Source organism: Plantibacter auratus (assembly GCF_050587365.1).
Lineage (GTDB): Bacteria > Actinomycetota > Actinomycetes > Actinomycetales > Microbacteriaceae > Plantibacter > Plantibacter auratus.
On the sequence record NZ_JBOBFV010000005.1, the window covers coordinates 34,131 to 57,144 of the forward strand.

Here is a 23,014-nt window from a genome sequence, read left to right on the forward strand (position 1 = left end):
ACACTTCGACAAGCTCAGTGACCGGAGCCCTTCCCGCGGAGAGACCCGCTCCCTGAGCCTGTCGAAGGGCCCACGAGGAAACCCCGCCGTCCGAGATGACTCGGGCGGCGGGGCTTCGTGGTGCAGGGTGACTACTCGGCGTCGAGGTCCGTCTCGAGGAGACCGGCGAGCTCGGCGAGCGCCTCGTCGGCACCCTCGCCCTCAGCGCGGAGGGTGACGACGTCGCCGTTGGTGGCGCCGAGGCTCATGATCGTGAGGATGCTCGAGGCGTCGAGCGGGCCCGAGTCGCCCAGCTCGATCGTGACGGGCACCGGCTGGCGCTTGACCGTCTCGATGAAGAGCTTGGCGGGGCGGGCGTGCAGCCCGACGCGGCTGGCGATGGTGGCTTGGCGTTCGGCCATGATGATGCTCCTTCTGCGGTTCGGTTGGTGCCGGCCGGACCAGTGGATCAGGTCAGGCTGTGGATCGGACGGGTACGGATCAGACGGTCGCGGGCTCGGTGGCGACCGCGGGGGCTGCCGAGTCGGCACCCTCCACCGGACGACGACGGGCGAACCGCTTGAGCAGGATGACCGCGACGGCGGTGATGACCGTGCCGACCGCGACCGACAGAATGAACATCCCGATGTTGCCGATGGCGAAGAACACGAAGATGCCACCGTGCGGTGCCTGCGAGGTGACGCCGGTCGCCATGATGAGCGCACCGGTGGCGGCACCACCGAGGATCGACGCCGGGATGACGCGGAACAGGTCGGCCGCGGCGAACGGGATCGCACCCTCGCTGATGAACGCGGCACCGAGCAGCCAGGCGGCCTTGCCGTTCTCCCGCTCGACCGCGGTGAACGAACGACGGCTGAGGACGGTCGAGGCGAGCGCCATCGCGAGCGGCGGAACCATACCGGCGGCCATCACGGCGGCCATGATCTGCCACGGTGCCTGGTTGGCGAGCGTTCCCGCACCGAGACCGGCGACGGCGAACGAGTACGCGACCTTGTTGACGGGGCCACCGAGGTCGAATGCCATCATCGTGCCGAGGATCACGCCGAGCAGGATCGCGGAGACACCGGTGAGGCCGGAGAGCCAGGAGTTGAGGCCGTTCATGAGCGCGGCGATCGGGCCGCCGAGGACGAGGATCATCAGGCCGGAGGCGACGATCGATCCGAGGAGCGGGATGATCACGACGGGCATCAGGCCGCGCAACCAGCGGGGCACGTTGAGTCGGCCGAGGCCGTAGGCGACACCACCGGCGAGCAGACCACCGACGAGTCCGCCGAGGAAGCCGGCGCTCATGAGGAGGGCGACGGCGCCGGCGACGAACCCGGGCGCGATGCCCGGTCGGTCGGCGATCGCGAAGGCGATGAAGCCCGCGAGGGCCGGGACGAGGAAGCCCATCGACGCGGCACCGATCGAGAACGCGACCGCACCCAGGTAGGTGCCGAGGCCGCCAGCCGGGAGGTCCGCGAGGCTGTTCTCGACGATGATCTTGCCGGCGTTCTCCGTGATGTTGTATCCGCCGAGGAGGAAGCCGAGGGCGATGAGCAGACCGCCACCCGCGACGAACGGGATCATGTAGCTGACGCCGGTGAGCAGCCAGCGCTTGATCGACTGACCGACGTTGGCGTCCTTCTTGTCCGACGTCGACGCGGAGGCGTCGCCGGCCGCTGCGGCGACCCGCGGGGCGTTCGGGTTCGAGATCGCGGCGACCGCGTCATTGATGAGCTGTTCCGGGGCGTCGATGCCGCGCTTCACGGGAGCCTTGATGACGGGCTTGCCGGCGAAGCGGGTGACGTCGCGGACGTCCACGTCGACGGCGAAGATGACCGCCTGCGCCTTCGCGACGACGTCGGCGGGCAGCGGGGTCGCACCGGAGGCGCCCTGCGTCTCGACGTGCAGCTCGACACCGAGGCGCTTGGCGGTGGCGGAGAGCGAGTCGGCTGCCATGTAGGTGTGGGCGATGCCCGTCGCGCATGAGGTGACCGCGATGAGCACGGGCCGTGCGGCCTGGTCGCCGGCCTCGACGGGAGCCGTCGCGGCGCGCTCGGCTGCAGGAGCCGACGCCGGCTTGGGCGCGTCGCTGAGTGCACCATCGACGAGGGCGACCACCGCGGCGGCGTCGGGCGCCTCACGCAGTGAGGTCACGAACTCGGGCTTGATGAGCGAGCGGGCGAGCTTCGACAGGAGGGCGAGGTGCGCCTGGTCGGCGCCGTCCGGGGCCGCGATGAAGAAGAGGAGGTCGGCCGGGCCGTCGTCGGAACCGAAGTCGACGAGCGGCGAGACACGGGCCATCGCGAGCGTCGGCTCGGTGACGGCGGCTGAACGGCAGTGCGGGATCGCGATGCCGCCGGGGATGCCGGTGTCGGTCTTGCTCTCCCGCGCCCAGGCGTCGGCGAAGAGGGCCTCGGTGTCGGTGGCACGGCCGGCGCGGACGACGAGCTCGGCGAGCGCGCGGATGACACCCGCGCGATCGGTGCCGAGGTCGGCGTCGAGGGCGACGAGCCCTGGGGTGATGAGTGGGGTGGACATCTGGGTTCTCCTTCGAAACGGATGCTGGTGCTTCGGGTGGTCGGGGCGGCCCTTCGACAAGCTCAGGGACCGGGGTGGTCAGGGGGCGGAGGGGATCCGCTGCGGGAGCTGGACGACGTCGATGGCGGCGGCGTCCGTCCCGCTGAGCGCCGGTACGTCGCTGCCGGGGAGTGCCGCGGCTGCGGCTCCGTGGGCGACGGCCTGCGCGAGGCGTGCTGCAGGTGCGAGACCTGCGGTTCGGGCGATCAGGTAGCCGGCGAGGGAGGAGTCCCCCGCACCGACGGTGCTGCGCGCGACGATCTTCGGGGCCCGGGCCGACCAGGCGGTGTCACCCTCCACGAGGACGGCTCCTCGGGAGCCGAGCGTGACGAGGACGGCGGCGACCGGGCCGGGTCGGTCCGTGGTGCCGATGAGCCTGGCGGCGACGGACGCGGCGAGCGCCGGGTCCGCCTCGATCTCCTCGCCGGACGCGGTGCCGGTGAGCTCGGCGAGTTCGGCACCGTTCGGCTTGATGAGGTCGACGCGTTCCCCGGTGACGGCGAAGGCGGCGAGGAGGGCGGCGAGCGGCTCCCCCGAGCTGTCGACGGCGACGAGCGGGCGAGTGCCGTCGGTGAGGGCGCGAGCGGCCCGGACGATCCGTGCGTAGAAGTCGGCCGGCAGCCCGGGTGGCAGCGAACCGGCGATGACGAGCCATTCGGCACTCGCGGCGGCACGGGCGGTCGCGTCGACGAGGCGTGCAGCGTCGTCCTCGGTGAGGAGCGGACCCGGCTCGTTGATCTTGGTGGTGGTGCCGTCTGGCTCGGTCAGCGTGATGTTGCGGCGCACGGGCTGCCCGGTCGGGACGGCGAGGACGTCGATGCCCTGCGCGCGGAGCGACTCGATCATCGGGTCGGTCGATTCGCCGGGGAGGACGGCGATGGTCGCCAATTCGGCGGCGGCGATCGCCCGCGAGACGTTGACGCCCTTGCCGCCCGGCTGCTCCCGGCTGGCGAGTGCGCGGAGGACCTCGCCGCGCTCGACGATGCCGGGGAGCTCCACCGTGTGGTCGAGCGAGGGGTTGGCGGTCAGGGTGATGATCATGCGACGACCACCTCGACACCCGCAGCCTCGAGGGCGTCCCCGAGCGTCGTCGGAACGACCTCGTCGGTGATGACGGTGTCGATCTCGTCGAGGGCGGCGAAGCGGATGAGCGCTTCCTCGCCGAGCTTGGCGGCGTCGGCGAGGACGACGGCCCGTCGCGAACCACGGACGATCGCCGACTTCACGGCGCCCTCGAGTTCGTCGGGCGTGCTGAGGCCGAAGTCGGCGCTGACCCCGTTGGCGCCGACGAAGGCGATGTCGGGGCGGAACCGGCCGAGCTCGTCGACGGTCGTGCTGCCGACCGCCGCGCTCGTGATGCCACGGACGCGGCCACCGAGGAGGTGCAGTTCGACGTGGTCGCAGTGGTGGAGCGTCGCGGCGATCGGCACGGAGTTGGTGATGACCGTGAGCGTCTGGCCGGCGGTGGCCGGGCGCCAGGTGACGAGGAGGTCGGCGAGGTGGGCTGTGGTCGTGCCGGCGTCGATGACGATCGAGCCACTGAACGTGGCCGGGATGAGCCGGAGGGCCGCACGGGCGATCGTGGCCTTCGCGTCGCTCCGCTGGCCCTGGCGATCGGCGAGGCTGGCCTCGGCGACGGAGGCACGCGCTGCGGAGACGGCGCCGCCGTGGACGCGGCGCAGGACGCCAGAGGTTTCGAGCTGGTCGAGGTCGCGGCGGATCGTCTCGGCGGTGACGCCCAGCTCACGGGAGACGTCGGCGACGGAGACCCGTCCGCTCGTCTTCACCCGGCTGGTGATGTGCTCGTGCCGCTCCGTCGCGTACATGCGTCGTCCTTGACCTTCGTTTCCGGTGTTGCAGGCTTGCAGTGCGAAGAAAGTATCACACAAACACAGAGAAACACAGATCCACTTCTACGCCGGACCCTGAGCTTGTCGAAGGGCAGCAACCATCCCCGGACCCTGAGCCTGTCGAAGGGCAGCAACCATCCCCGGTCCCTGAGCCTGTCGAAGGGCGCAGTTCGACAAGCTCAGTGACCGATCGAGTAGGACGGTCGGCAGCGACTCAGGGCGCGAGGGAAGGGACCGGCAAAGGGGTGGCGGTCGGCGCAACCGTGGCGCCGACCGCCGGTTCGTCTCGCACCCGAACGCGCGAGACGGCTGTGGTCACGACGGCGAACCGGCCGACGTCGTGACGGGTCTTTCGGTCCTCTGGCGCTCCGGCAGCAGCTGGCGGAGCACTCCCCCGGCGTGCGACGCCCACCGACCGACGGCGACCCAGCTGCGGTCGCGGACGAACAGCAGGTCGAGCGCGATCATCGCGAGCGAGAACGGCCACAGTCCGAGGAAGAGGCCGATGCCGAGGTGCATCAGGATCGTGAAGCCGAGCGCGAGGATCCGCGTCGGCCGCCACAGGATCAGCACCGGGAACAGCAGCTGCACCCAGACCGACAGGAACGTGGCGACCCAGACGAACGGACCGACCTGCCAGGCGAGGTCACTCAGCACGGGGAACGGCCGGAACACGTCGAGGACGAGCGAGTAGTAGAACGCCGTGCCCTCGCGCCACTCGGGACCCATGAGCTTGTAGATGCCGGAGTTCACGTAGACGAGCATGATCTGGTACGCGCAGAGGAGGACCGCGGTGTTGTTGGCGGCGTTCGCGAGCCAGGCCGGGATCGCGAACCGACCGCGCAGGATCGGCCGCAGCGCTCGACCCCGCCGCTTGGTGAGCCAGGCGTCGACCGACCAGTGACGCGACAGGTCCGCGAACACCAGGAACAGCAGCGTGATGCGGATGATCGTGTCGCCGCCGTTGGTCAGCACCGTGCTGTTGGTCGCGAGCCCCACCCAGAACACGAGCAGGACGGGCGTGACGAACCGGGTCTGCCAGCCGACGAGGAACAGCAGCCCGAGCACGATGAGCACGCCGTAGGCGAGGTCGAAGACGAAGGCGCTGTCCTTCGTGAAGACGAGCTCGAACAGCGGGAACCACGCGCGACGGTTCGCCTCCGGGTCGACCCACTTCGACGCGACGCCCCACAGGTAGTGGCGGTCGGCGAGGCTCGTGAACAGGAAGCTGACGATCGCGACACCGTAGAGGATCCGCAGGGCGGAGAGGCTGTAGCCGGCGTGCTTGGCACCCGTGACCCAGCCGGCGAACCGGTCGAACGATGCGCGGACGGCGTTCATCGCGCACCTCCGTAGCGGGTGACGACGTCGCGGTAGACGGCGAGGGTCTCCGGGTCGATGACGTCGTCGACGTGCCGCCAGCCGAAGGTGACGGCGGTGTCGTCGAACTGCTGCTCCTCGGAGAAGCGGTTCTCGAAGTCGTTCGGGCGGGTGCGGTCGATCCGCCACCGGACGCGCTCGACGTCCTGGTCGAAGTACGCCGTGGAGAACGCGGTCGCGTACTCCTTGAGCATGTAGTCGTAGCGGAGGAACCGGACGACGTCGCCCTGCCCCGAGCCCGGCGTCGTGCTGACGGCGTCGAGGTCGGCGATGAGCGACTCGGCCGACTGGGCGCGATACCCGCCACCGTCGGCTCGCTGGATGAAAGTGTCGCGGACGAGCTCGCGCTGCTGGGCGTCGAGGGCGAGGTAGCGGGCGTTGTAGGCGAGCATCGCGTTCCACGAGGACTTCTGGATGCGCGACGGCTCGGCGTGGCCGGGGACGGCCTGCTGCTCGAGCTTCGTCACGTTGACCCAGTCGGACTTCACGAGTGTCCCGTCGGCGTCGCGCCACTGGGCCTGGACGGAGAAGGTGATGTTCGTCTTCATGATGCTCGGCGCGAAGACGTTCCACTTCTGCGTGAAGTACGGGCCGGCTGCGGCGACGACGGCACCACGGACTGGTGTGGTCGGTGAGACGATGACGAGGGTGCCCGCGACGTAGACGCCGACGAGGGCGATCGAGACCGCGGCGGCGATGCGCGCGGCCCGCTTCGGCGGGGCGGCTTCGTCCCGAGACGATCCCGCCCTCCGGTCCTGTCGAGCGGACGCCGGTGCTTGATCGTCCTCCGGTTCCTCGGCGCCGGCCGGTTCCTCGGCGCCGTCCGGTCCCTGAGCCCCTTCCGGTCCCTGAGCCCCTTCCGGTCCCTGAGCTTGTCGAAGGGTGTCAGAACGACCCCCGACGGGTGTGCGTGTGATCGGAGTCACGGTTCCTCCTTGGTGCTGGGTGGTGATGAAACCGCGGGGCACCGGTTCGGCGGTGTCTCCGCGGGAGAAGGAGCAGGCCGTGCCGACCCGAATGCGGCACGGCCTGCTCGGCGAGGTCACTCCATACGCGCCCGTCGCGTGGCCACGAAGGTGCCTCCGAGGAGGAGCATCATGGCGCCGAGCCCCCCGAGCCACAGGCCGTCGAAGCCGGTGCTCGGCAGACCGGGGCGTGACCCCGGTGCGGTGGCGGCCACCGCGGTGACCGTGAAGGCGGTGGCCTCACGATCGAGCGGCAGGTCGCCGGTCACGGATCCGGAGAGTTCCACCCGATGCGCACCCAGCTCGAGCGACGAGTCGATCGGGAAGGTGAACGTGGCGTTACCGGAGGCGTCAGCGATGACGGGCGTCAGTGCGAACGGGGTCGAGAAGACCGTGGCCGAGATGGTCTCGCCGGGCTCGAAGCCGGTGGCGTAGACCTCCTGGATCACACCCGTGTCGCGGACGATCGTCGAGTACTTGACCGTCGCCTGACGCTCGTCGCCGGCGTCGGTGTCGCCATCGGCGTCAGCGGCGGTGTCGGCGGCAGCGTCCGCGTCAGCTGCAACATCGGTGTCGGCAGCGGCGTCGGTGTCGGCAGCAGCATCGACGTCAGCCGCAGCATCCACATCGGCCGCAGCGTCAGTGTCAGCGGCGGCATCCGTGTCGGCAGCAGCATCCGTGTCGGCAGCAGCATCGACGTCAGCAGCAGCATCGACGTCGGCAGCAGCGTCAGTGTCAGCAGCAGCATCGACGTCAGCAGCAGCATCCGTGTCGGCAGCAGCGTCCGTGTCAGCCGCAGCATCCACATCAGCCGCAGCATCGACGTCGGCAGCAGCATCGGTGTCGGCAGCGGCGTCCACGTCAGCCGCAGCATCCGTGTCGACATCAGCCGCAGCATCGACGTCAGCAGCAGCATCCGTGTCAGCAGCAGCATCCGTGTCAGCAGCAGCATCCACATCGGCCGCAGCGTCCGTGTCAGCAGCAGCATCCACATCAGCCGCCGCATCCGCGTCGGCCGCAGCATCGGTGTCGGCAGCAGCGTCCGTGTCAGCAGCAGCATCCGTGTCAGCAGCAGCATCCGTGTCAGCAGCAGCATCCGTGTCGGCGGCAGCGTCCACGTCTGCGGCAGCGTCCACGTCTGCGGCAGCGTCCGTGTCAGCCGCAGCGTCCACATCGGCAGCAGCGTCCACGTCTGCGGCAGCATCCACATCGGCAGCAGCGTCGGTGTCGGCGGCAGCGTCCACGTCAGCCGCAGCATCCACATCAGTCGCAGCGTCCGTGTCAGCCGCAGCGTCCACATCGGCAGCAGCGTCCACGTCAGCGGCAGCATCCACATCGGCAGCAGCGTCGGTGTCGGCGGCAGCGTCGACGTCAGCCGCAGCATCCACATCAGTCGCAGCGTCCGTGTCAGCCGCAGCGTCCACATCGGCAGCAGCGTCCACGTCAGCCGCAGCGTCGACGTCAGCCGCAGCGTCCACGTCTGCAGCAGCATCCACATCAGCGGCGGCATCGACGTCCACGTCCACATCAGCGGCGGCATCCACGTCGGCGTCCACGTCAGCAGCAGCGTCCACATCGACCGCAGCTGCGTCGGTGTCGACGTCGACCGCTCCGTCCTCGATCGTGACGTCAGCCTCGGCCGGCGTCTCGGAGACATCGCCTTCGGCGGTCACCGTGACCGGTCCGGGCGTGTAGTCGTCCGGGATCGGCAGGTCCACGGTGAAGGAACCGTCAGGGTTCGTCACCACGGTGACGGACGGTGCGCCCGGGATGGACACCGTGACCGTCTCGCCACCGGCGAAGCCCGTCCCGTCGACCGTGACCGTCTCACCCGGCAGCACCGAGGACGGGTCGACCGTGATGGCCGTGTCGTACGCGAGGATCTCGATGATCGTCGTCGCCGGCTCGTCCGATGCTGCACCGAGTGCCGTCACCGTGACGTCGCCGAGCGCGTAGCCGTCGGGGACCGGCAGGGTCACCGTGAAGCCGCCGCCGGCGTTCGTCACCTGCGTGACGACCGGGGCGCCGGGGATCGACACCGTGACCGTCTCGTTGGCTGCGAAGCCCGATCCGGTGATGACCGTCGTGTTGCCGGCGATCAGCGCGTCCGGGGAGGCGGTGATGACGGGCGAGAACACGATGGCGGTGACCGTGACGGTCGCGGTGGCCGGCGTCTGCGACACCGCTCCCTCCGCCGTGACGACCAGCGGGCCGACGGGCGCGTTCGCCGGGACCGTGATCCCGACCGAGAACTCGCCGGCACCGTTCGTGGTCGCAGGGACGGCCGTGCCACCCGGGACCGTGACCGTGACGGACTCGTTCGGCGCGAAACCGGTGCCCGTGACGAGCGTCGCTCCGCCGGCCGCGACCGTGCTCGGGTCGGCGGTGATCGCCGTCTCGTAGGCCTCGACCGTGAGCTCCGCCTCGGCGGGCGTCGCCGAGGTCTCACCGACCGCGGTCACCGTGACGGGCCCGGCGGGCGTTCCGGGCGGCACCGGCAGGGTCGCGGTGAAGCCGCCGTCGCCGTCGGCCGTCACCACGACGGGGTCGCCGCCGGGGATCGAGACGCTGACCGACTCGTTCGGCTGGAAGCCGGTACCGGTGACCGTGGTGGTCTGGCCCGGGTTCACCGTGTCCGGTGTGAGGGTGATCGCCGTGTCGTAGACCGTGGCCTCGACCGTGACGGTGGTGGTCGCCTCGGTCGCCGAGACGACGCCGAGTGCGGTGACCGTGACCGGACCGGTCGCGAAGCCCTGCGGGACGGCGAACGTCGTGGTGATCTCACCGTCGGCGTTCGAGGTGACCGTCACCGGCGCGAGGCCGGGGAAGGTGACCGTGACGCTCTCGGTCGGCGCGAAACCGGTGCCCGTGATCTCCGTCGAGGTGCCGCCGGGGACTGTCGCCGGGTCGGCAGTGATCGTCGGCGTGTAGACCACGTCGACCGTGAGGTTCGTCGTCGCAGGGGTGTCGGACGTCGCACCGAGCGCGGTCACGACGACCGTGCCCTCGGCGTAGTCGGCCGGCACGGGCAGCGACACGGAGATGGTGCCGGTCGCCGTCGCCGTGGTGGTCACCGGGTCGGCGCCGGGGATCGAGACCGTGACGCTCTCGGTCGGCGCGAAACCGGTGCCGGTGACGAGGGTGCTGGCACCCGCGACGACGGTGGTCGGGTCGGCGGTGATGGCTGTGACGTAGGTCGTGGCCTCGACGGTGAGCGTCGCCGTGGCGGGGGTCGCCGAGACGGTACCGGTGGCGGTGACCGTGACGTCACCGATCGGGAAGTCCGCGGGGAGCGAGACGCTCACGGAGATCTCGCCGTCGGCGTTCGCCGTGGTCGGGAACGGGTCGACGATGCCCGGGACCGTGACACTCACGCTCTCGTTCGGGGCGAAGCCCGCACCGGTGACGGTCGTGCTGCCACCCGGCGCGATGGTCGCGGGATCGAGGGCGATCGCCGTCTCGTAGGCGAGCACCGTGACGGTGGTCGTCGCGTCGGTCGCCGAGAGGGCACCGGTCGCCGTGACGACGAGCTCCCCTTCGGTGGTGCCCGACGGGATCTGCAGGGCGGCGGTGAAGCCGCCGTCGCCGTTCGCCGTCACGACGACCGGTGTGCCACCGGGGATGGAGACCGAGACGGACTCGTTCGGTGCGAACCCGGTACCGGTGATCGTCGTCGAGGTGCCGGGGAGCAGCGTGTCGGGGTCGGCGGTGATCGCGGTCTCGTAGGGCACCACGGTCACGTCGGCGTCGGCGGGCGTGTTCGACGTGTCACCGGTCGCCGTGATCGTGATCGGTCCGGCCGGGGTTCCGGCGGGGATCGTGATGGGCTGCGTGAAGTCGCCGTCGCCGTTCGTCGTCACCGTGACGGGGTCGCCGCCCGGGATGGTGATGGTGACGGTCTCGTTCGGCGCGAAGCCGGTGCCCGTGACGGTGGTGGTTCCACCCGGGTTGGCCGTCGTCGGGTCCACCGTGATCGCCGTGTCGTACACGACCGCTTCGACGAGGACCGAGGTCTGCGCCGGCGTGAGCGACAGGGCGCCCATGGCCGTGAACGTCACGGTCGCGGGGACGAAGTCCGCCGGGAAGGCGACCACCTGGCTGATCTCGCCGAGCCCGTTCGCGGTGGTGACGACGTCGTCGAAGCCGGGAGCCGAGATGGTCACCGACTCGTTCGCGACGTAGCCGGTGCCGGACAGGATCGTCGAGTCACCGGGGTTCAGCGTCGACGGCGTGGCCGTGAGCGTCGTCTCGAACGCCTCGACGGTGATCGTCGCGGTGGCAGGCGTGGCCGACACCGCTCCGACGGCCGTCACGACGACGGGGCCGGCGGGGGTGCCGGGCAGGATCGGCAGGATGGCGGTGATGTCGCCGTCCGGGCCGGCCTCCACCACGACGGGCGTGCCGCCGGGGATGGAGACGGAGACGGACTCGCCGGGCAGGAAGCCCGTTCCGGTGACGGTGGTGCTGCCGCCGGGGAGGAGCGTGTCGGGGTCCGCGGTGATCGCCGTGTCGTAGACCGTCGCCTCGACCGTGACCGTGGTCGTCGCCTCGGTCGCGGAGACGACGCCGAGGGCCGTGACCGTGACCGGACCGACCGCGAAGTCCTGCGGGACGTCGATGGTGGTCGTGATCTCGCCCGCTGCGTTCGACGTGACGGTGATCGGGTCGAGGCCCGGGAAGGTGACTGTGACGCTCTCGCTCGGCGCGAAGCCGGAGCCTGAGATCTCGGTGCTGGTGCCGCCAGGGACCGTGGCCGGGTCGGCGGTGATCGTCGGGGTGTAGACGACGTCGACCGTGAGGTTCGTGGTGGCCGGGGTCTCGGAGACCTCACCGAGCGCGGTCACGACGACCGCGCCCTCCGCGTAGTCCGCCGGAACCGGGAGCGACACGGAGATGGTTCCGGTCGCCGACGCCTGCGTGGTGACCGCGGGCGCACCGGGGATGGAGACCGTGACGGTCTCGTCGGGCTCGAAGCCGGTACCGGTGACGAGCGTGCTCTCCCCCGCGACGACGGTCGTCGGGTCGACGGTGATGGCCGTGACGTAGGTGGTCGCCTCGACGGTGAGCGTCGCCGTGGCAGGGGTGGCCGAGACGGCGCCGGTGGCGGTGACGGTGACGTCGCCGAGCGGGAAGTCCGCGGGGAGCGTGACACTGACCGTGATCTCACCGTCGCCGTTCGCCGTGGTCGTCACGGGCGTGGCGAGGCCGGGGATGGTGATCGTGACGGTCTCCTGAGGGACGAAGCCCGAGCCGGTGACGACCGTGCTGCCGCCAGGGGCGACGGTCTGTGGGTCGAGCGCGATCGCGGTGTCGTACGCCTCGACGGTGATGACCGTCTCGGCCGGCGTGGCGGAGACCGCGCCGGTGGCGGTGACCGTGAGCTGGCCGGCGGGCGTGCCGGAGGGGATCGGCAGGACCGCCGTGAAGCCGCCATCGCCGTCAGCCGTCACGACGACGGGCGTGCCGTCCGGGTAGGAGACGGAGACCGACTCGTTCGCGGCGAAGCCGGTGCCGGTGATCGTGGTCGAGTTGCCGGGGAGGAGCGAGGCCGGGTCGGCGGTGATGGCCGTGTCGTACGGCAACACCTCGAGGTCGGCGGTCGCCGGGGTGGCCGACGTCTCGCCGGTCGCAGTGACGACGAGCGTGCCGGCCGGTGTGGCGGCAGGGACGGGCAGGTCGACGGTGAAGCCGCCGTCGCCGTCCGCCTCGACGGTCACCGGGGTGCCGCCCGGGTAGCCGACGGTGACCGTCTCACCGGGCAGGAAGCCGGTGCCGGTGACAGTCGTGGTGTTCCCAGGGATGAGGGACGTCGGGTCCAGCGTGATGGCGGTGTCGTAGACCGTCGCGGTGACGGTGACGACCGTAGTCGCTTCGGTCGCGGACACGGCGCCGAGGGCGGTGACCGTGACGTCGCCGACCGCGAAGTTCTGCGGGACGGCGATGGGGGTGCCGATCGCGCCGAGTGCCGTGGCGGTGACGGTGATCGGCTCGAGGCCGGGGAACGTCACGACGACATCCTCGCCGGGTGCGAAGCCGGCGCCGTTGATGATCGTGGTCGTGCCACCCGCGACCGTGGCCGGGACGGCGACGATCGACGTCTCGTAGACCACGGTGAGGTTGGTCGTGGCCGGGGTGTCGGACGTCTCGCCGAGCGCGGTCACGACGACCGGGCCTGCGGCGTAGTCCGCCGGGACGTCGAGCTCGACCGAGATCGTGCCGGTTCCGGTGGCCGTCGTGGTGACCGGGTCGACGCCGGGGATCGAGACGGCGACGGTCTCGCCCGAGGCGAAGCCGGTGCCGGTGATCGTCGTGGTCCCACCGGCGACGACACTGGCCGGGTCGGCGGTGATGGCGGTGACGTACTGCGTCGCCTCGACGGTGACCGTCGTGGTCGCGGGGCTGGCCGATGAGGCACCGGTCGCCGTGACCGTCACGGGGCCGAGCGGGAAGTCCGCCGGGAGCGTGAGGCTCGTGGAGATCGTGCCGGTACCCGTCGCGGTGGTGACGATCGGGTCGGTGAGGCCGGGGACGGTGATCGACACCGACTCGCCGGGCAGGAACCCGGTGCCGGTGATCGTGGTGCTGCCGCCCGGAGCGATCGTCGCCGGGTCGGCGATGATGGCGGTCACGAAGGGTGCGACGACGAGGTCGGTGGTGGCCGGGGTGGCGGAGGTCGCACCGGTGGCGGTGAACGTCAGCGTCGCCGGGGTGAAGCCGGCGGGGATCGCGACGCTCTGGCTGATCACACCGGCGGCATCCGACGTCGTGGTGACCGGGTCGAGTCCGGGCGCGGTGATGGTGACCTGCTCGTTCGCCGCGAAGCCGGTGCCGTCGATCACGGTGGCCTGGCCGGGGTTGACCGTCGCGGGCGTGGCGGTGATGGCCGTGTCGTACACGACGAGCGTGCCGCGCACGGAGGACGACGCGAGGTTGACCGTCGCAAGCGAGATCGCCGGGACGAGGGAGATCTGCACGGCCCGGACGGTCGCCGATCCGTCACCGAGGTCGCCGGTCGCCGGCTGCACGTTGGCGGTGACGTCGGCGACGAGCCGCACGATGTTCAGGATGGGGCCGACGACGTTCGCCGCCAGGCCGCCGGTGATCCCGTTGAGACCGGTGTTGAGCGTGTTCAGACCGGTGAACGCGGTTCCGACGACGCCCTTGACGAGGTTGAGGACGAGGTTGACCACGCCGTCCAGCGTCAGACCGAGGGTCGCGAGGATCGGGTTCAGCACGTTCGGGAGGAGCCCCGCCGAGGTGAAGGCGGCGGTACCGTTTTGGACCGCCCCGAGGGTCGAGTCGAGCGACAGGGAGATGACCGGCACCTGGGTGACCACGACGTTCGTCGTGACGTTGCCGGTGACCTGGATACGTGTGTTGTCCACGGCCGTCTGCAGGCCGGCGGACACGGCCGTGACCTGCGCGGTGACGGCAGACGTGATCGCGGCCGCGATGGCGGCACCGATCGGGCCGGACAGCAGCGAGGTGTTCGGCGGCAGGTCGTTGAGGTCGGGCAGCGTCGGGTCGTTCGCGAGCAGGGTCGCGAGGTCGACGGTCACCGCACCGGTGAGCAGGTTGACGGAGACGCCGGTCGCCGCCGACTGCGACGCCTGGGTGGTGAGGATCGTGTTGACCACGGTCGACAGGTTCGGCGGGGTGACCGTCCCCGTCGCGCTCACGCGGAGGACGCCGATGAGGTTCGCGTTCAGCGCGGTGTTGAGCGCCGAGGTGAGCCCGTTGAGCGTGGTCTGTAGCGGCGGGAGGAGGCCGGTCACCTGCGTGCCGACGTTCTGCACGAGGGGGCTCTGGAAGTTGAGCGTCGCACCGGCGATCTGGTAGTCGGGAACGGCCGTGGTGCCGCCCGTCTGCGAGATCGTGGAGGCGAGGGCGCCGAGGCTGAGCGAGAGGTCGCTGAGAATCCCGCCGGTGGGCGTCCCGACCCGGCCGAGCAGACCGGTCAGGTCGAGTTCGGCGTCCGCCGGCGGAGCATCGGGTCCACCGATCGAGACGCCACCCTGGTCGGTGACCGCGCCTGAGCCGGCGATCGCGTCGCCGTTGTCGGCGGCGGACCCGTACTGAGCGACGGCACCGAGCTCGATGACGCCATTGGCACCGAACAGTTGGAGCGAGCTGCCGAGGTCGACGCCGAGGGTGTTGAGCACCTCGGCCGACAGCGGGTTCGCGGCGACCGGGTGCACCCCGCTCGGGTTCTCGGCACGGGCGCCGCCGACTGCGGCGAGAGCGTCGAGGTTGATCCCGGCCGCCTGTCCACCGAGGAAGCGGCCGAAGCCGTCGGAGACATCGGTCGGGGCCGCTGTGGCCGCCGTCGTCGATCCCATGGCGATGACCGTGCCGACCACGGCCATGGCCGCGACCTTCCACGCACGGCCTCGGCCGAGGATGCTTCGCTGCTGTTCCCCCACGGTGGAACCCTTTCTTCGGTGCACGGGCGAACCCGCGACTGGCGTCGATCCCGGCCAATCTATGGGCGGGCTTCCCTGTCCCCCAGAGGAGGGACCCCAACCTCCGTAGTGCCGGATGGAAAACCGGTACTGGCCTCCGCAGTGCGAGGCGGCGCCGCGGGACGCCGGGTTTCGATCGGTCCCGGGGGGCCTCCGACGCGTCATCAGTGGCGGGGCTCCGGTGCAGTCGGTTCCATCTGTGTCATGTCATCGATGACGGTTGAGAGATAACCCGCACTGGCCGGGGGTCTACCCCCGACTGGGGTGCGTAGTTTCTACTGAGAACGCTCTCTTAGGGCTGCGGGAGCACTCAGGGATTACGGATAATGGGGCATCCGACGGAGTATTCGCAGCGTCCCTAGTGATGCGGATCCCGTCGTCCTGACGGAGCTTGAGGGGGCTGCGATATGGAAGAACCGGTTGCGACGGTAGTGGAGCGAAAGCCACGCCCGAGGTTGGCCGAGCAGGTCATCCCATGAACCCGGGTGCGCATCGGTTCAGTGGCGGCGCGCGGTCCGCCGCATCGCCCACCCGTCGCTCCGGCGAGTTCCGCCAATCCGCCACCCGCGCTCCCGCCCAACCGAGCGGTCGAGCGGCCGCGATCGCCCGGATGACGGCGCTCATCGCGAACCGGACCAGCACGCTCCTCGTCGGACCACACGGCTACGGCAAGACCTTCACCGCGGACGCGATCGGACGTCGGATGCACGAGGAAGGACGCCCGGTCATCCACGTGTCGGGTGCGTCACGGGACGCCTCGCACACGCTGAGCGACTGGCGCACGGTACCGAGCGGTGCCGTCTTCATCGTCGACGACGGGGCAAACCTCCACCCGGCGAGCCTCGCCGACATCATCGAACTCTCGCGGTCGCGTGAGCAGGTCGCCCTGGTGACGCTGGAGCAGGAGCTCGCCGGACTGCAGGGGCGCGGCGACGAGTCCGCCGATCGGCTCCTCGCCGTCTGGCGGAGCGGATCGCTCACACGGATCGACCTCCCGGCGCTCGACGGGTTCGAAGCCTCGGCGATGGTGGACGAGGCCGCCGACGACGCGGTCCTCGACGACATGGCCAAAGCCGTCATCGTGCGGCTGAGCAACGGCTCGCCGCGACTCGTGCACGAGCTCACGAAGGACGCCCTCGAGACGGGCGGGGAGTTCTACCTGCCGCGCAGCATCCTCTCGCTCGGGGTCGCGGGCGTCTCACCGCGAGTGCACGACCTCACGGAACCCCAGCTCTCCCGGCTCGAGGACGAGGGTCGCTACGCGCTGGTCATGCTGGCGAAGCTCGGCCCGGTCCCCTACTCGCGCGCGATCCGCCTGCTCGGCGAGCACCAGTTGCACGCGCTCCTCCGGCTCGGACTCGCGCGGCACGACGGCTCAGGCCAGGACCGCATCGTCGCCGACGAACTGCACGCGTGGTCGGCACTCGCAGAGTGGCGCCACAGCGGACGACTGCACCGCCACGACCGCGTCCAGCGGACGCTCATCTCGGACCTGCGTGGCGGTGCCCGTCTCACGCCGAACGAGTCCTTCATCCTCGGCCGGTACTGGCTGACGGCTCCGCACACCGAGCTGGACGAGGGGTTCGAGTCCCTCACGATGGCCCGCACCTTCCTCGAGGCGGCGCACGTCGCGAACGTCTCCGGCCTCGCCGAGGACGGTCGTCTGCTCGCCGAACGCGCGTACACCTGGCGCCCGTCCGTGGCAGCGGCGCTCCAGTGGTCACGGTCGCTCGCCATGCTGGGCGACGGTGACGGGGCTCAGCGGGTCCTCGAGGTCGATCCCGCGGCCGATTCCGACGAGGACATGCAGGCGGAGGTCGTGAGTTGGCGGGCGACCCTCGATCGCTGGTCCGAACGCACCTGCGCGCAGGAGCTGACGGAGCAGGAGGAGCACAGCCGCCTGCTGTCCCAGCGCATCCTGATGGTCGAGACCTGGCGCGACCAGGATCGGCAGGAGCCGACCGAAGGCGATGCCGTCTTCTGGAAGGTCCTGCGCGACGTCGACGCCGCGCAGTCCTCGCGACTCTATGCCGCCGCTGCGCTCGTGACCAGGCTCGGCCTCAGGCTGCCACCGTCCGAGCTGCGGGAGCTGCTCCAGCTGGGTGACGCCGTCTATCGGTCGGTGCCCTACAGCGCAGCGCGGCCGTTGTCGCACGCCCTGCGCGACGCGAGCGCCATGTACGTCCTGTCGGCCGGCACCATCCGCCTGCTCACCGGACTCTCCTGGGCCGGCTTCGCGCGCTACATCGACGAGTTCGTCGCTCGTGCCGAGCGCGGGACCGGGCGCCTGGCGACGACGGACCAGTGCATCGTCGGGATCCTCGGAGCCCAGTTGGCGTTCTTCGATGGCCGCCCGGACCGAACCGTGGCCGACCTCCGGGTCGTCGAACGGCTCCTCGACTCGACCGTTCCGCCCGAGGTGCACACGCAGACCGCGCTCCTCCTCGTCGGTGCTCTCGCTCAGACCGGCGAGCTCGAGGAGGCGACGGAACGGCGAGCTGCCGAGGACGAACGCCTCATCGCCGCCTCCACGGTCCTCTCCTATCTGGCCGACATCGCCGACTTCGGTCTGCTGATGGCAGGCGGTCGCGTCATGGACGCCCGGGATCACCTGCGTCGGCTCGCGCAGGACATCCGGAAGCCGCTGACCCAGCGGATCTACTCCGCGAGCCTGGCCGCCGCGGCCGGCGCCGACCTGTCCGAGACCCTGTCCTGGGTCGTGGACGCTCGATCGCAGGAGCTCACGCCCCTGCAGGCGTCGCTCATGCTGCTCCTCGAGGCCGGCGCCGCCGGCGACGCGAGCCGCGCCGAGGAGGCCGCCTGTTCGCTCGAGGAGGTCGGAGCGCGGCACCGGGCGATCGGGGCCCATCTGCTCGCAGAACGGCTCCACGAGGCCCAGGGGCGACTGCAGCACGCCCGCCGTTGCGCGGAGCGGGCCGCCGAACTCGTGGGTCCCACGCCAGGCGCCGCTGCGGATGCGGAGGCCCGACGGACCTCGGTCGTGTCTCCGTCGCCCGTGTTCGCCACCTACCGGGCGGAGACGACCGATGAGACGGTGCCGGTCGAGCGCACCGTCCCCGTGGAGCCGCCCTCGACACACGCTCCGCTGGCCTACCTCTCCCGCGGGCAGACGGACACCGACCAGGAGACCGCCGGGGCCGACTTGAGCGCGCTCACCCGGCGGGAGCTGGAGGTCGCCCTGCTCATCGCGCAAGGACTGAGCAACCAGGAGATCGCGACGCGGCTCTTCCTCAGTGTCCGCACCGTCGAGTCGCACGTGCTCCAAGCGCGGACGAAGCTGGGCGCGGGGAGACGGCGCGACCTCGGCCGCCTCGTCGCGCAGTCCTCGCAGCGTCAGGCCTGACCCCCCTGAGCGGGCGACGCAGCGCGGTTCAGCAGTTTTCTCGGTAGCGTCCGGCGATCCCAGTACCCCACTACTGGTTACAACCGTCAGCCTGCTGCCTATCGTCCTGAGGGTGTCGTGAGACGCGCGGAGGCCGTCTCCGCACGCCCGACACCTGTGGTGACGCGAGCCGTCACCGGCGGACTCCAGGGGGCTTCCATGACCATCGACACCAGCACCGAGGCCTCAGCGGCCACCGGCACCGACGCGCCCGTCCGCGGCCAGCGCAGCAAGCGGGCGAAGGCGATCCTCGCCGGCGGCCTGGTGCTCGGCGTCGGTGCGGCCATCACGCTCGCGGCCTGGAACGACTCCGAGTTCGCGACCGGGATCTTCGCCGGTGGTGGTTTCGGCATCGAGGGCAGCACGGACGGCACCGCGTTCACCGAGCACCCGACCGAGGCTGCGGCCGCCCCGCTCACCTTCGCGGTCGAAGCCGACAACCTGGCACCCGAGGAGCCTGTCTACGCCGGCTTCGCCATCCAGCTGACCGCCGCGTCGACGTATGCCGGCACGGTCGACATCACCGCCACGAGCGGAGCCGCCATCGCCTCCTCGCTCAGCTACTCCGTCGTGGAGACCACCACCTTCGGCTGCGACGCCGCGAGCTTCGCCGCCGGCGACCCGCTCGTGACCGACGCCGCCACGACGTCGAGCACGGCCGCGGACATCTTCACGCTCGGTGCCGTCACCACGCCGGTGTTCCTCTGCTTCGAGGTCACCCCGGCGGCGAGCCTCCCGCAGTCGTCGCCGAGCGGCACCGTCGTCTGGGAGTTCGCGGCCGAGTCCACCACCCCGCTGCCGTAACCCGCGGCGGGACGGCGATCATGGGACGGCACACCCCGGCGGTAGGCAGACACCACCGCACCGACGAACGACGGAGCACATCGCGTTACACGAAGGCCAGGGCGGCCCTCGCGGCAGCGCTCGTGCTGGGCGTCGGGACCTCGCTCACCCTCGCGGCCTGGAGCGACGACGAATTCGGGACGGCGACCTTCGCGGCGAGCACCTTCGCCGTGGAGTCGCAGACCTCGTCGTCGACCTGGGCGGCGCACGAGGCGGCGAACCCGGCCACGCTGGTGTTCAACGCCACCGCCATGTCGCCAGGGCTCTCCCAGTTCGCCTACATCGACATCCGCACGACCGCTGCGACGAACATCGGCGGGACGGCGGCGCTGTCGGCAGTCTCAGCGGCGACGGGCACCCTCCTGCCGCAGCTCGAGTACCGTGTCGTCACGACGGCGGCGGGCACGGCGTGCAACGCCGCCGCGTTCACCTCGGCGACCGTCCCCGCGTACACCGCGTCGCTCTCGACGGGCACGGCTCCGCCGACCGCGACCGGCGCGCTCACCGCGGCGGGCAATTCCACCGTGCGCTTCTGCTTCGACGTGCGGGTGAAGGCCGGCACCGCCTCCAGCTTCCAGGGCGGCACGGCGTCGGCGACCTGGGTGTTCACCAGCACCTCCAGTTCCTGATCGGAGCACCGTGACCCGACCCTCCACGGAAGCGATCGACGCCACCGAGCGGCAGCACCCCCGCCGCTCGGTGGCGTCGATCGTCGGCAGCACCCTGCTGAACCTCGCCGCCGTCGGCGGGGTGGTCTGCATCGTGCTCGTCATCCTCGCGACCTGCTTCAACATCACCCTCATCATGTTCAAGACCGGTTCCATGAGCCCGACGATCCCCACCGGCTCACTCGCGCTCGTCCGCGAGATCCCCGCGTCCGACATCGCGGTCGGCGATGTGGTGACGGTGGATCGCGCTGGTCAGCTGCCGGTCACCCACCGCGTCACCTCGGTGATCGCCGGTGTCGACTCCGCAGGACCACAGCGGACGATCACCATGCAGGGCGACGCGAACCTGTCGGAGGACCCCGAGCCATACACCGTCTCGACGGTCCGCATCGTGCTCGCCTCGGTGCCCGGGCTCGCGTACCTCGTCGTGTGGCTGTCCAACCCGTGGGTCCTGGCCGGATTGACGCTCAGCTGTTCGGCCCTCGTCATGTGGGCGTTCTGGCCGCGCTCCGACCGTAAGCGCCCACCGCGTGGCCCGGGAGGAACGGGTGGCGGCGGTCGCGCGGCTTCCCGACGCCGCTCCTCGACGGCGGGCGCCGACGGAACCGGACCGCGACCGGCCCGCCACGCCGCGCTCCGCTGCTCACCGGTCGCCCTGCTCCTCGGAGCCGGTCTCGCGATCGGCGGCGCAGCTCCCGCGCACGCCGAACCGATGGTTGACGTCATCGCCGGTGAGGCGGTCGTCCTCACCTCGATCGGCGACCCGTCGGCCATGCGATCCCTCACTCCGGGTCGGTCGACGCCCTGGGAGGTGGGTGTCAGCACCAAGCCCGAAGCCACACCGGGGTCCATCGACGTGTCCATGGTCGGCTCCGGCTCGTCGGAGCTCGGGCTCGTCATGGTGGTCGACGCCTGCTCCGTCCGCTGGACCGCGGCCGGCTGCGTCGGCACCGTCACCCACCTGTTCGACGAGATGGCGGTGCCCGTCGACGGCGTCGAGCGCGCAGTGCTCTCGATGCGCAGCTCGGAGGCGTGGTGGCTGAGGTTCGACGTCCGGATGCCGTCCGGTACAGCGGCGGCGAACGCCTCGGTCGCCCTCACGGTCACCGCCGAGGGCATCGGCGACGACGTCTCGGTCTCGCCCGGCCCGATCACCACCCTCCCCCGCACCGGCGCGAGCATCGAATTCGCCGTGTGGGCGGCTGCGGGCGCGATCCTGATCGGTCTCGTCGGCGCGTGGTTCGGCGCGCTGCGTCAGCACTCGCGTTCGGCGAGGGGCGCTTGATGAAACCAGGTCGGTCGAGACACGTCGCGGCGGTCGTCCTCGCGACCGCTGTCGCGCTCGTCGCGGCTCCTGCTCCGCAACCGGTGGAGGCCGCATGGCAGGACGCCGAGTCGGGTGCCGCGACGTTCGCCGCACTGAGCATCCCCAAGCCCGTCTACCTCGCCGGAGCAAGCGGATGCTCCATCTCGACGACGTCGGTGCTCGGCGTCGGTCTGGTCATCAACTCCTACACCCTGACGTTCACCATGCCGGAGGGGTACGGCGCGGCGGACATCCAGGTCGGCGGCGGGAACACGTCGGCCACGATCGCGCTCGCTTCCGCGGCGGTCACACCGGCCGCGACCTCGCCGACCCCGAACCCGACGAGGCAGTACTCCGTCACGTTCAACCGCGGTCTCCTCGACGGACTGCTCACCGGGCTACTCGGCGGAACCGGCTATCTCGGCGTCCGCGTAGCTCCATCGAGCCTGATCGTTCCGCCGCTCGCCCGAGACACGATCTGGACGTCGCCGTGGGCCATCGTGCAGGTGGGGACGGGCCTCCTCGGGACGAACCCGACGTGCGCCGTCATCGGGTGAGTCGCGCCGGACCGGACGACTCTCTGACGATCAGCTCGAACCCGGCGCGCACCCGCCGCCCCGGCCCGACGTGCCCGGCCACGCGTTCGACCAGCATCGCGACCGCCTCGCGGGCGATGGCCTCCTTGTCGGGCGCGACCGTCGTCAGTGACCGCATCGCGTACCGGCCGTCCTCGATGTCGTCGAAGCCGACCACCGCCAGGTCGCGCGGGATGTCGACACCGCGATCCCACGCGGCACGCATCGCGCCCAGCGCCATGAGGTCGTTGAAGCAGAACACCCCGTCAGGAGGATCGCCGGCGTCGAGCATTCCACCCATGACCGCTGCACCACTCGCGCGATCGTATTCCCCTTCGGCCATATACCGGTTCGGGTCGAGTCCTGCCTCCTGCATCGCGCGGGTGAACCCGTCCACGCGCTGCTTCGCGGTGCCCGTGGAGTGGGCCTGCCGTCCGATGGCGCCGATGCGGGTGCATCCCCGTTCGATCAGGTGCCGGGTCGCCACGTAAGCCGCCTCGGTACCGTCGATGGCGACGTGGTCCGCGCTCGCGCCGTAGTCGCGCTCGCCGAGCAGGACGATCGGCTGGGTCGCGGCGGCTGCTTCGACGTCGGCGGCCGTGAGGTTGAGCGCGTTGAGCAGCACGCCGTCGAACGTCGAGGACACCGCTCCCCCGGTGAGCACGGCGCGCTCGCGTTCCGGGTCGCCGTTCGTCTGGTCGACGACGAGGGTGAGCGAGCGCTTCGTGAGTTCGGGGATGAGGCAGCGGGCCAGGTCGGAGAAGTACGGAACGTCGAGCTCGGGGACGACGAGGGCGATGAGTCCGCTGCGGTTGTTCCGGAGTCCTCTCGCGTGCGGATTGGGCCGATAGCCGAGCTCGTCGATGACCGCCTGCACGCGCTTGCGGGTCTCGGCACCGACCCGTCCCGGCAGGTTCACGACGTCCGACACCGTGCGCTGGGAGACGCCGGCCGCCTGCGCGACATCCCGTGCGGTCACTGCCATCCGTGCCTCCCCGTC

General features: G+C 70.8%; 13 protein-coding genes. 5 read left to right on the top strand and 8 right to left on the bottom strand.

Annotated elements, in window-relative coordinates:
- Positions 1 to 131: 131 nt before the first annotated feature.
- The 7 genes from ACQ3HE_RS17210 to ACQ3HE_RS17240 form a co-directional block, all read right to left on the bottom strand.
- Positions 132 to 401 (bottom strand): HPr family phosphocarrier protein, encoded by a 270-nt coding sequence (locus tag ACQ3HE_RS17210; RefSeq protein WP_056014456.1) that lies wholly within the window; start codon positions 399 to 401, stop codon positions 132 to 134.
- 79 nt (positions 402 to 480) lie between these two features.
- The gene (locus tag ACQ3HE_RS17215; RefSeq protein WP_430893587.1) at positions 481 to 2,523 is read right to left on the bottom strand and encodes a PTS fructose transporter subunit IIABC; all 2,043 of its coding nucleotides are present in this window, start codon (positions 2,521 to 2,523) and stop codon (positions 481 to 483) included.
- Between the two features lie 78 nt (positions 2,524 to 2,601).
- Positions 2,602 to 3,603 (bottom strand): 1-phosphofructokinase family hexose kinase, encoded by a 1,002-nt coding sequence (locus ACQ3HE_RS17220; protein WP_430893588.1) that lies wholly within the window; start codon positions 3,601 to 3,603, stop codon positions 2,602 to 2,604.
- Positions 3,600 to 4,388, bottom strand: coding sequence for a DeoR/GlpR family DNA-binding transcription regulator (locus ACQ3HE_RS17225; protein WP_085512485.1), 789 nt, complete (start codon positions 4,386 to 4,388; stop codon positions 3,600 to 3,602). Before ACQ3HE_RS17225 ends, ACQ3HE_RS17220 begins: the two co-directional genes overlap by 4 nt.
- A gap of 339 nt (positions 4,389 to 4,727) precedes the next feature.
- Positions 4,728 to 5,753, bottom strand: a complete 1,026-nt coding sequence (locus ACQ3HE_RS17230) for an HTTM domain-containing protein (protein ID WP_430893589.1) — start codon at positions 5,751 to 5,753, stop codon at positions 4,728 to 4,730.
- On the bottom strand, positions 5,750 to 6,718 hold the full coding sequence (locus ACQ3HE_RS17235) for a DUF5819 family protein (protein WP_430893590.1): 969 nt from the start codon (positions 6,716 to 6,718) through the stop codon (positions 5,750 to 5,752). Before ACQ3HE_RS17235 ends, ACQ3HE_RS17230 begins: the two co-directional genes overlap by 4 nt.
- A gap of 116 nt (positions 6,719 to 6,834) precedes the next feature.
- Positions 6,835 to 15,180: a hypothetical protein gene (locus ACQ3HE_RS17240; RefSeq protein ID WP_430893591.1), complete on the bottom strand. Its 8,346-nt coding sequence runs from the start codon at positions 15,178 to 15,180 to the stop codon at positions 6,835 to 6,837.
- A gap of 514 nt (positions 15,181 to 15,694) precedes the next feature.
- On the opposite strand from ACQ3HE_RS17240, the gene ACQ3HE_RS17245 reads away from it, so the two are divergent.
- The 5 genes from ACQ3HE_RS17245 (at position 15,695) to ACQ3HE_RS17265 (ending at position 21,996) form a co-directional block, all read left to right on the top strand.
- Positions 15,695 to 18,583, top strand: a complete 2,889-nt coding sequence (locus ACQ3HE_RS17245; protein WP_430893592.1) for a helix-turn-helix transcriptional regulator — start codon at positions 15,695 to 15,697, stop codon at positions 18,581 to 18,583.
- Between the two features lie 198 nt (positions 18,584 to 18,781).
- The gene (locus ACQ3HE_RS17250) at positions 18,782 to 19,426 is read left to right on the top strand and encodes a SipW-dependent-type signal peptide-containing protein (RefSeq protein WP_430893593.1); all 645 of its coding nucleotides are present in this window, start codon (positions 18,782 to 18,784) and stop codon (positions 19,424 to 19,426) included.
- Between the two features lie 20 nt (positions 19,427 to 19,446).
- A complete protein-coding gene (locus tag ACQ3HE_RS17255; RefSeq protein WP_430893594.1) occupies positions 19,447 to 20,094 on the top strand; it encodes a SipW-dependent-type signal peptide-containing protein in 648 nt (215 codons plus the stop codon).
- 10 nt (positions 20,095 to 20,104) lie between these two features.
- On the top strand, positions 20,105 to 21,418 hold the full coding sequence (locus ACQ3HE_RS17260) for a signal peptidase I (protein WP_430893595.1): 1,314 nt from the start codon (positions 20,105 to 20,107) through the stop codon (positions 21,416 to 21,418).
- A complete protein-coding gene (locus ACQ3HE_RS17265) occupies positions 21,418 to 21,996 on the top strand; it encodes a hypothetical protein (protein ID WP_411556777.1) in 579 nt (192 codons plus the stop codon). Before ACQ3HE_RS17260 ends, ACQ3HE_RS17265 begins: the two co-directional genes overlap by 1 nt.
- Here the strand turns inward: ACQ3HE_RS17265 and ACQ3HE_RS17270 are convergent.
- Positions 21,986 to 22,999, bottom strand: a complete 1,014-nt coding sequence (locus ACQ3HE_RS17270; RefSeq protein ID WP_159879707.1) for a LacI family DNA-binding transcriptional regulator — start codon at positions 22,997 to 22,999, stop codon at positions 21,986 to 21,988. The genes ACQ3HE_RS17265 and ACQ3HE_RS17270 overlap by 11 nt on opposite strands.
- Positions 23,000 to 23,014: the final 15 nt, after the last annotated feature.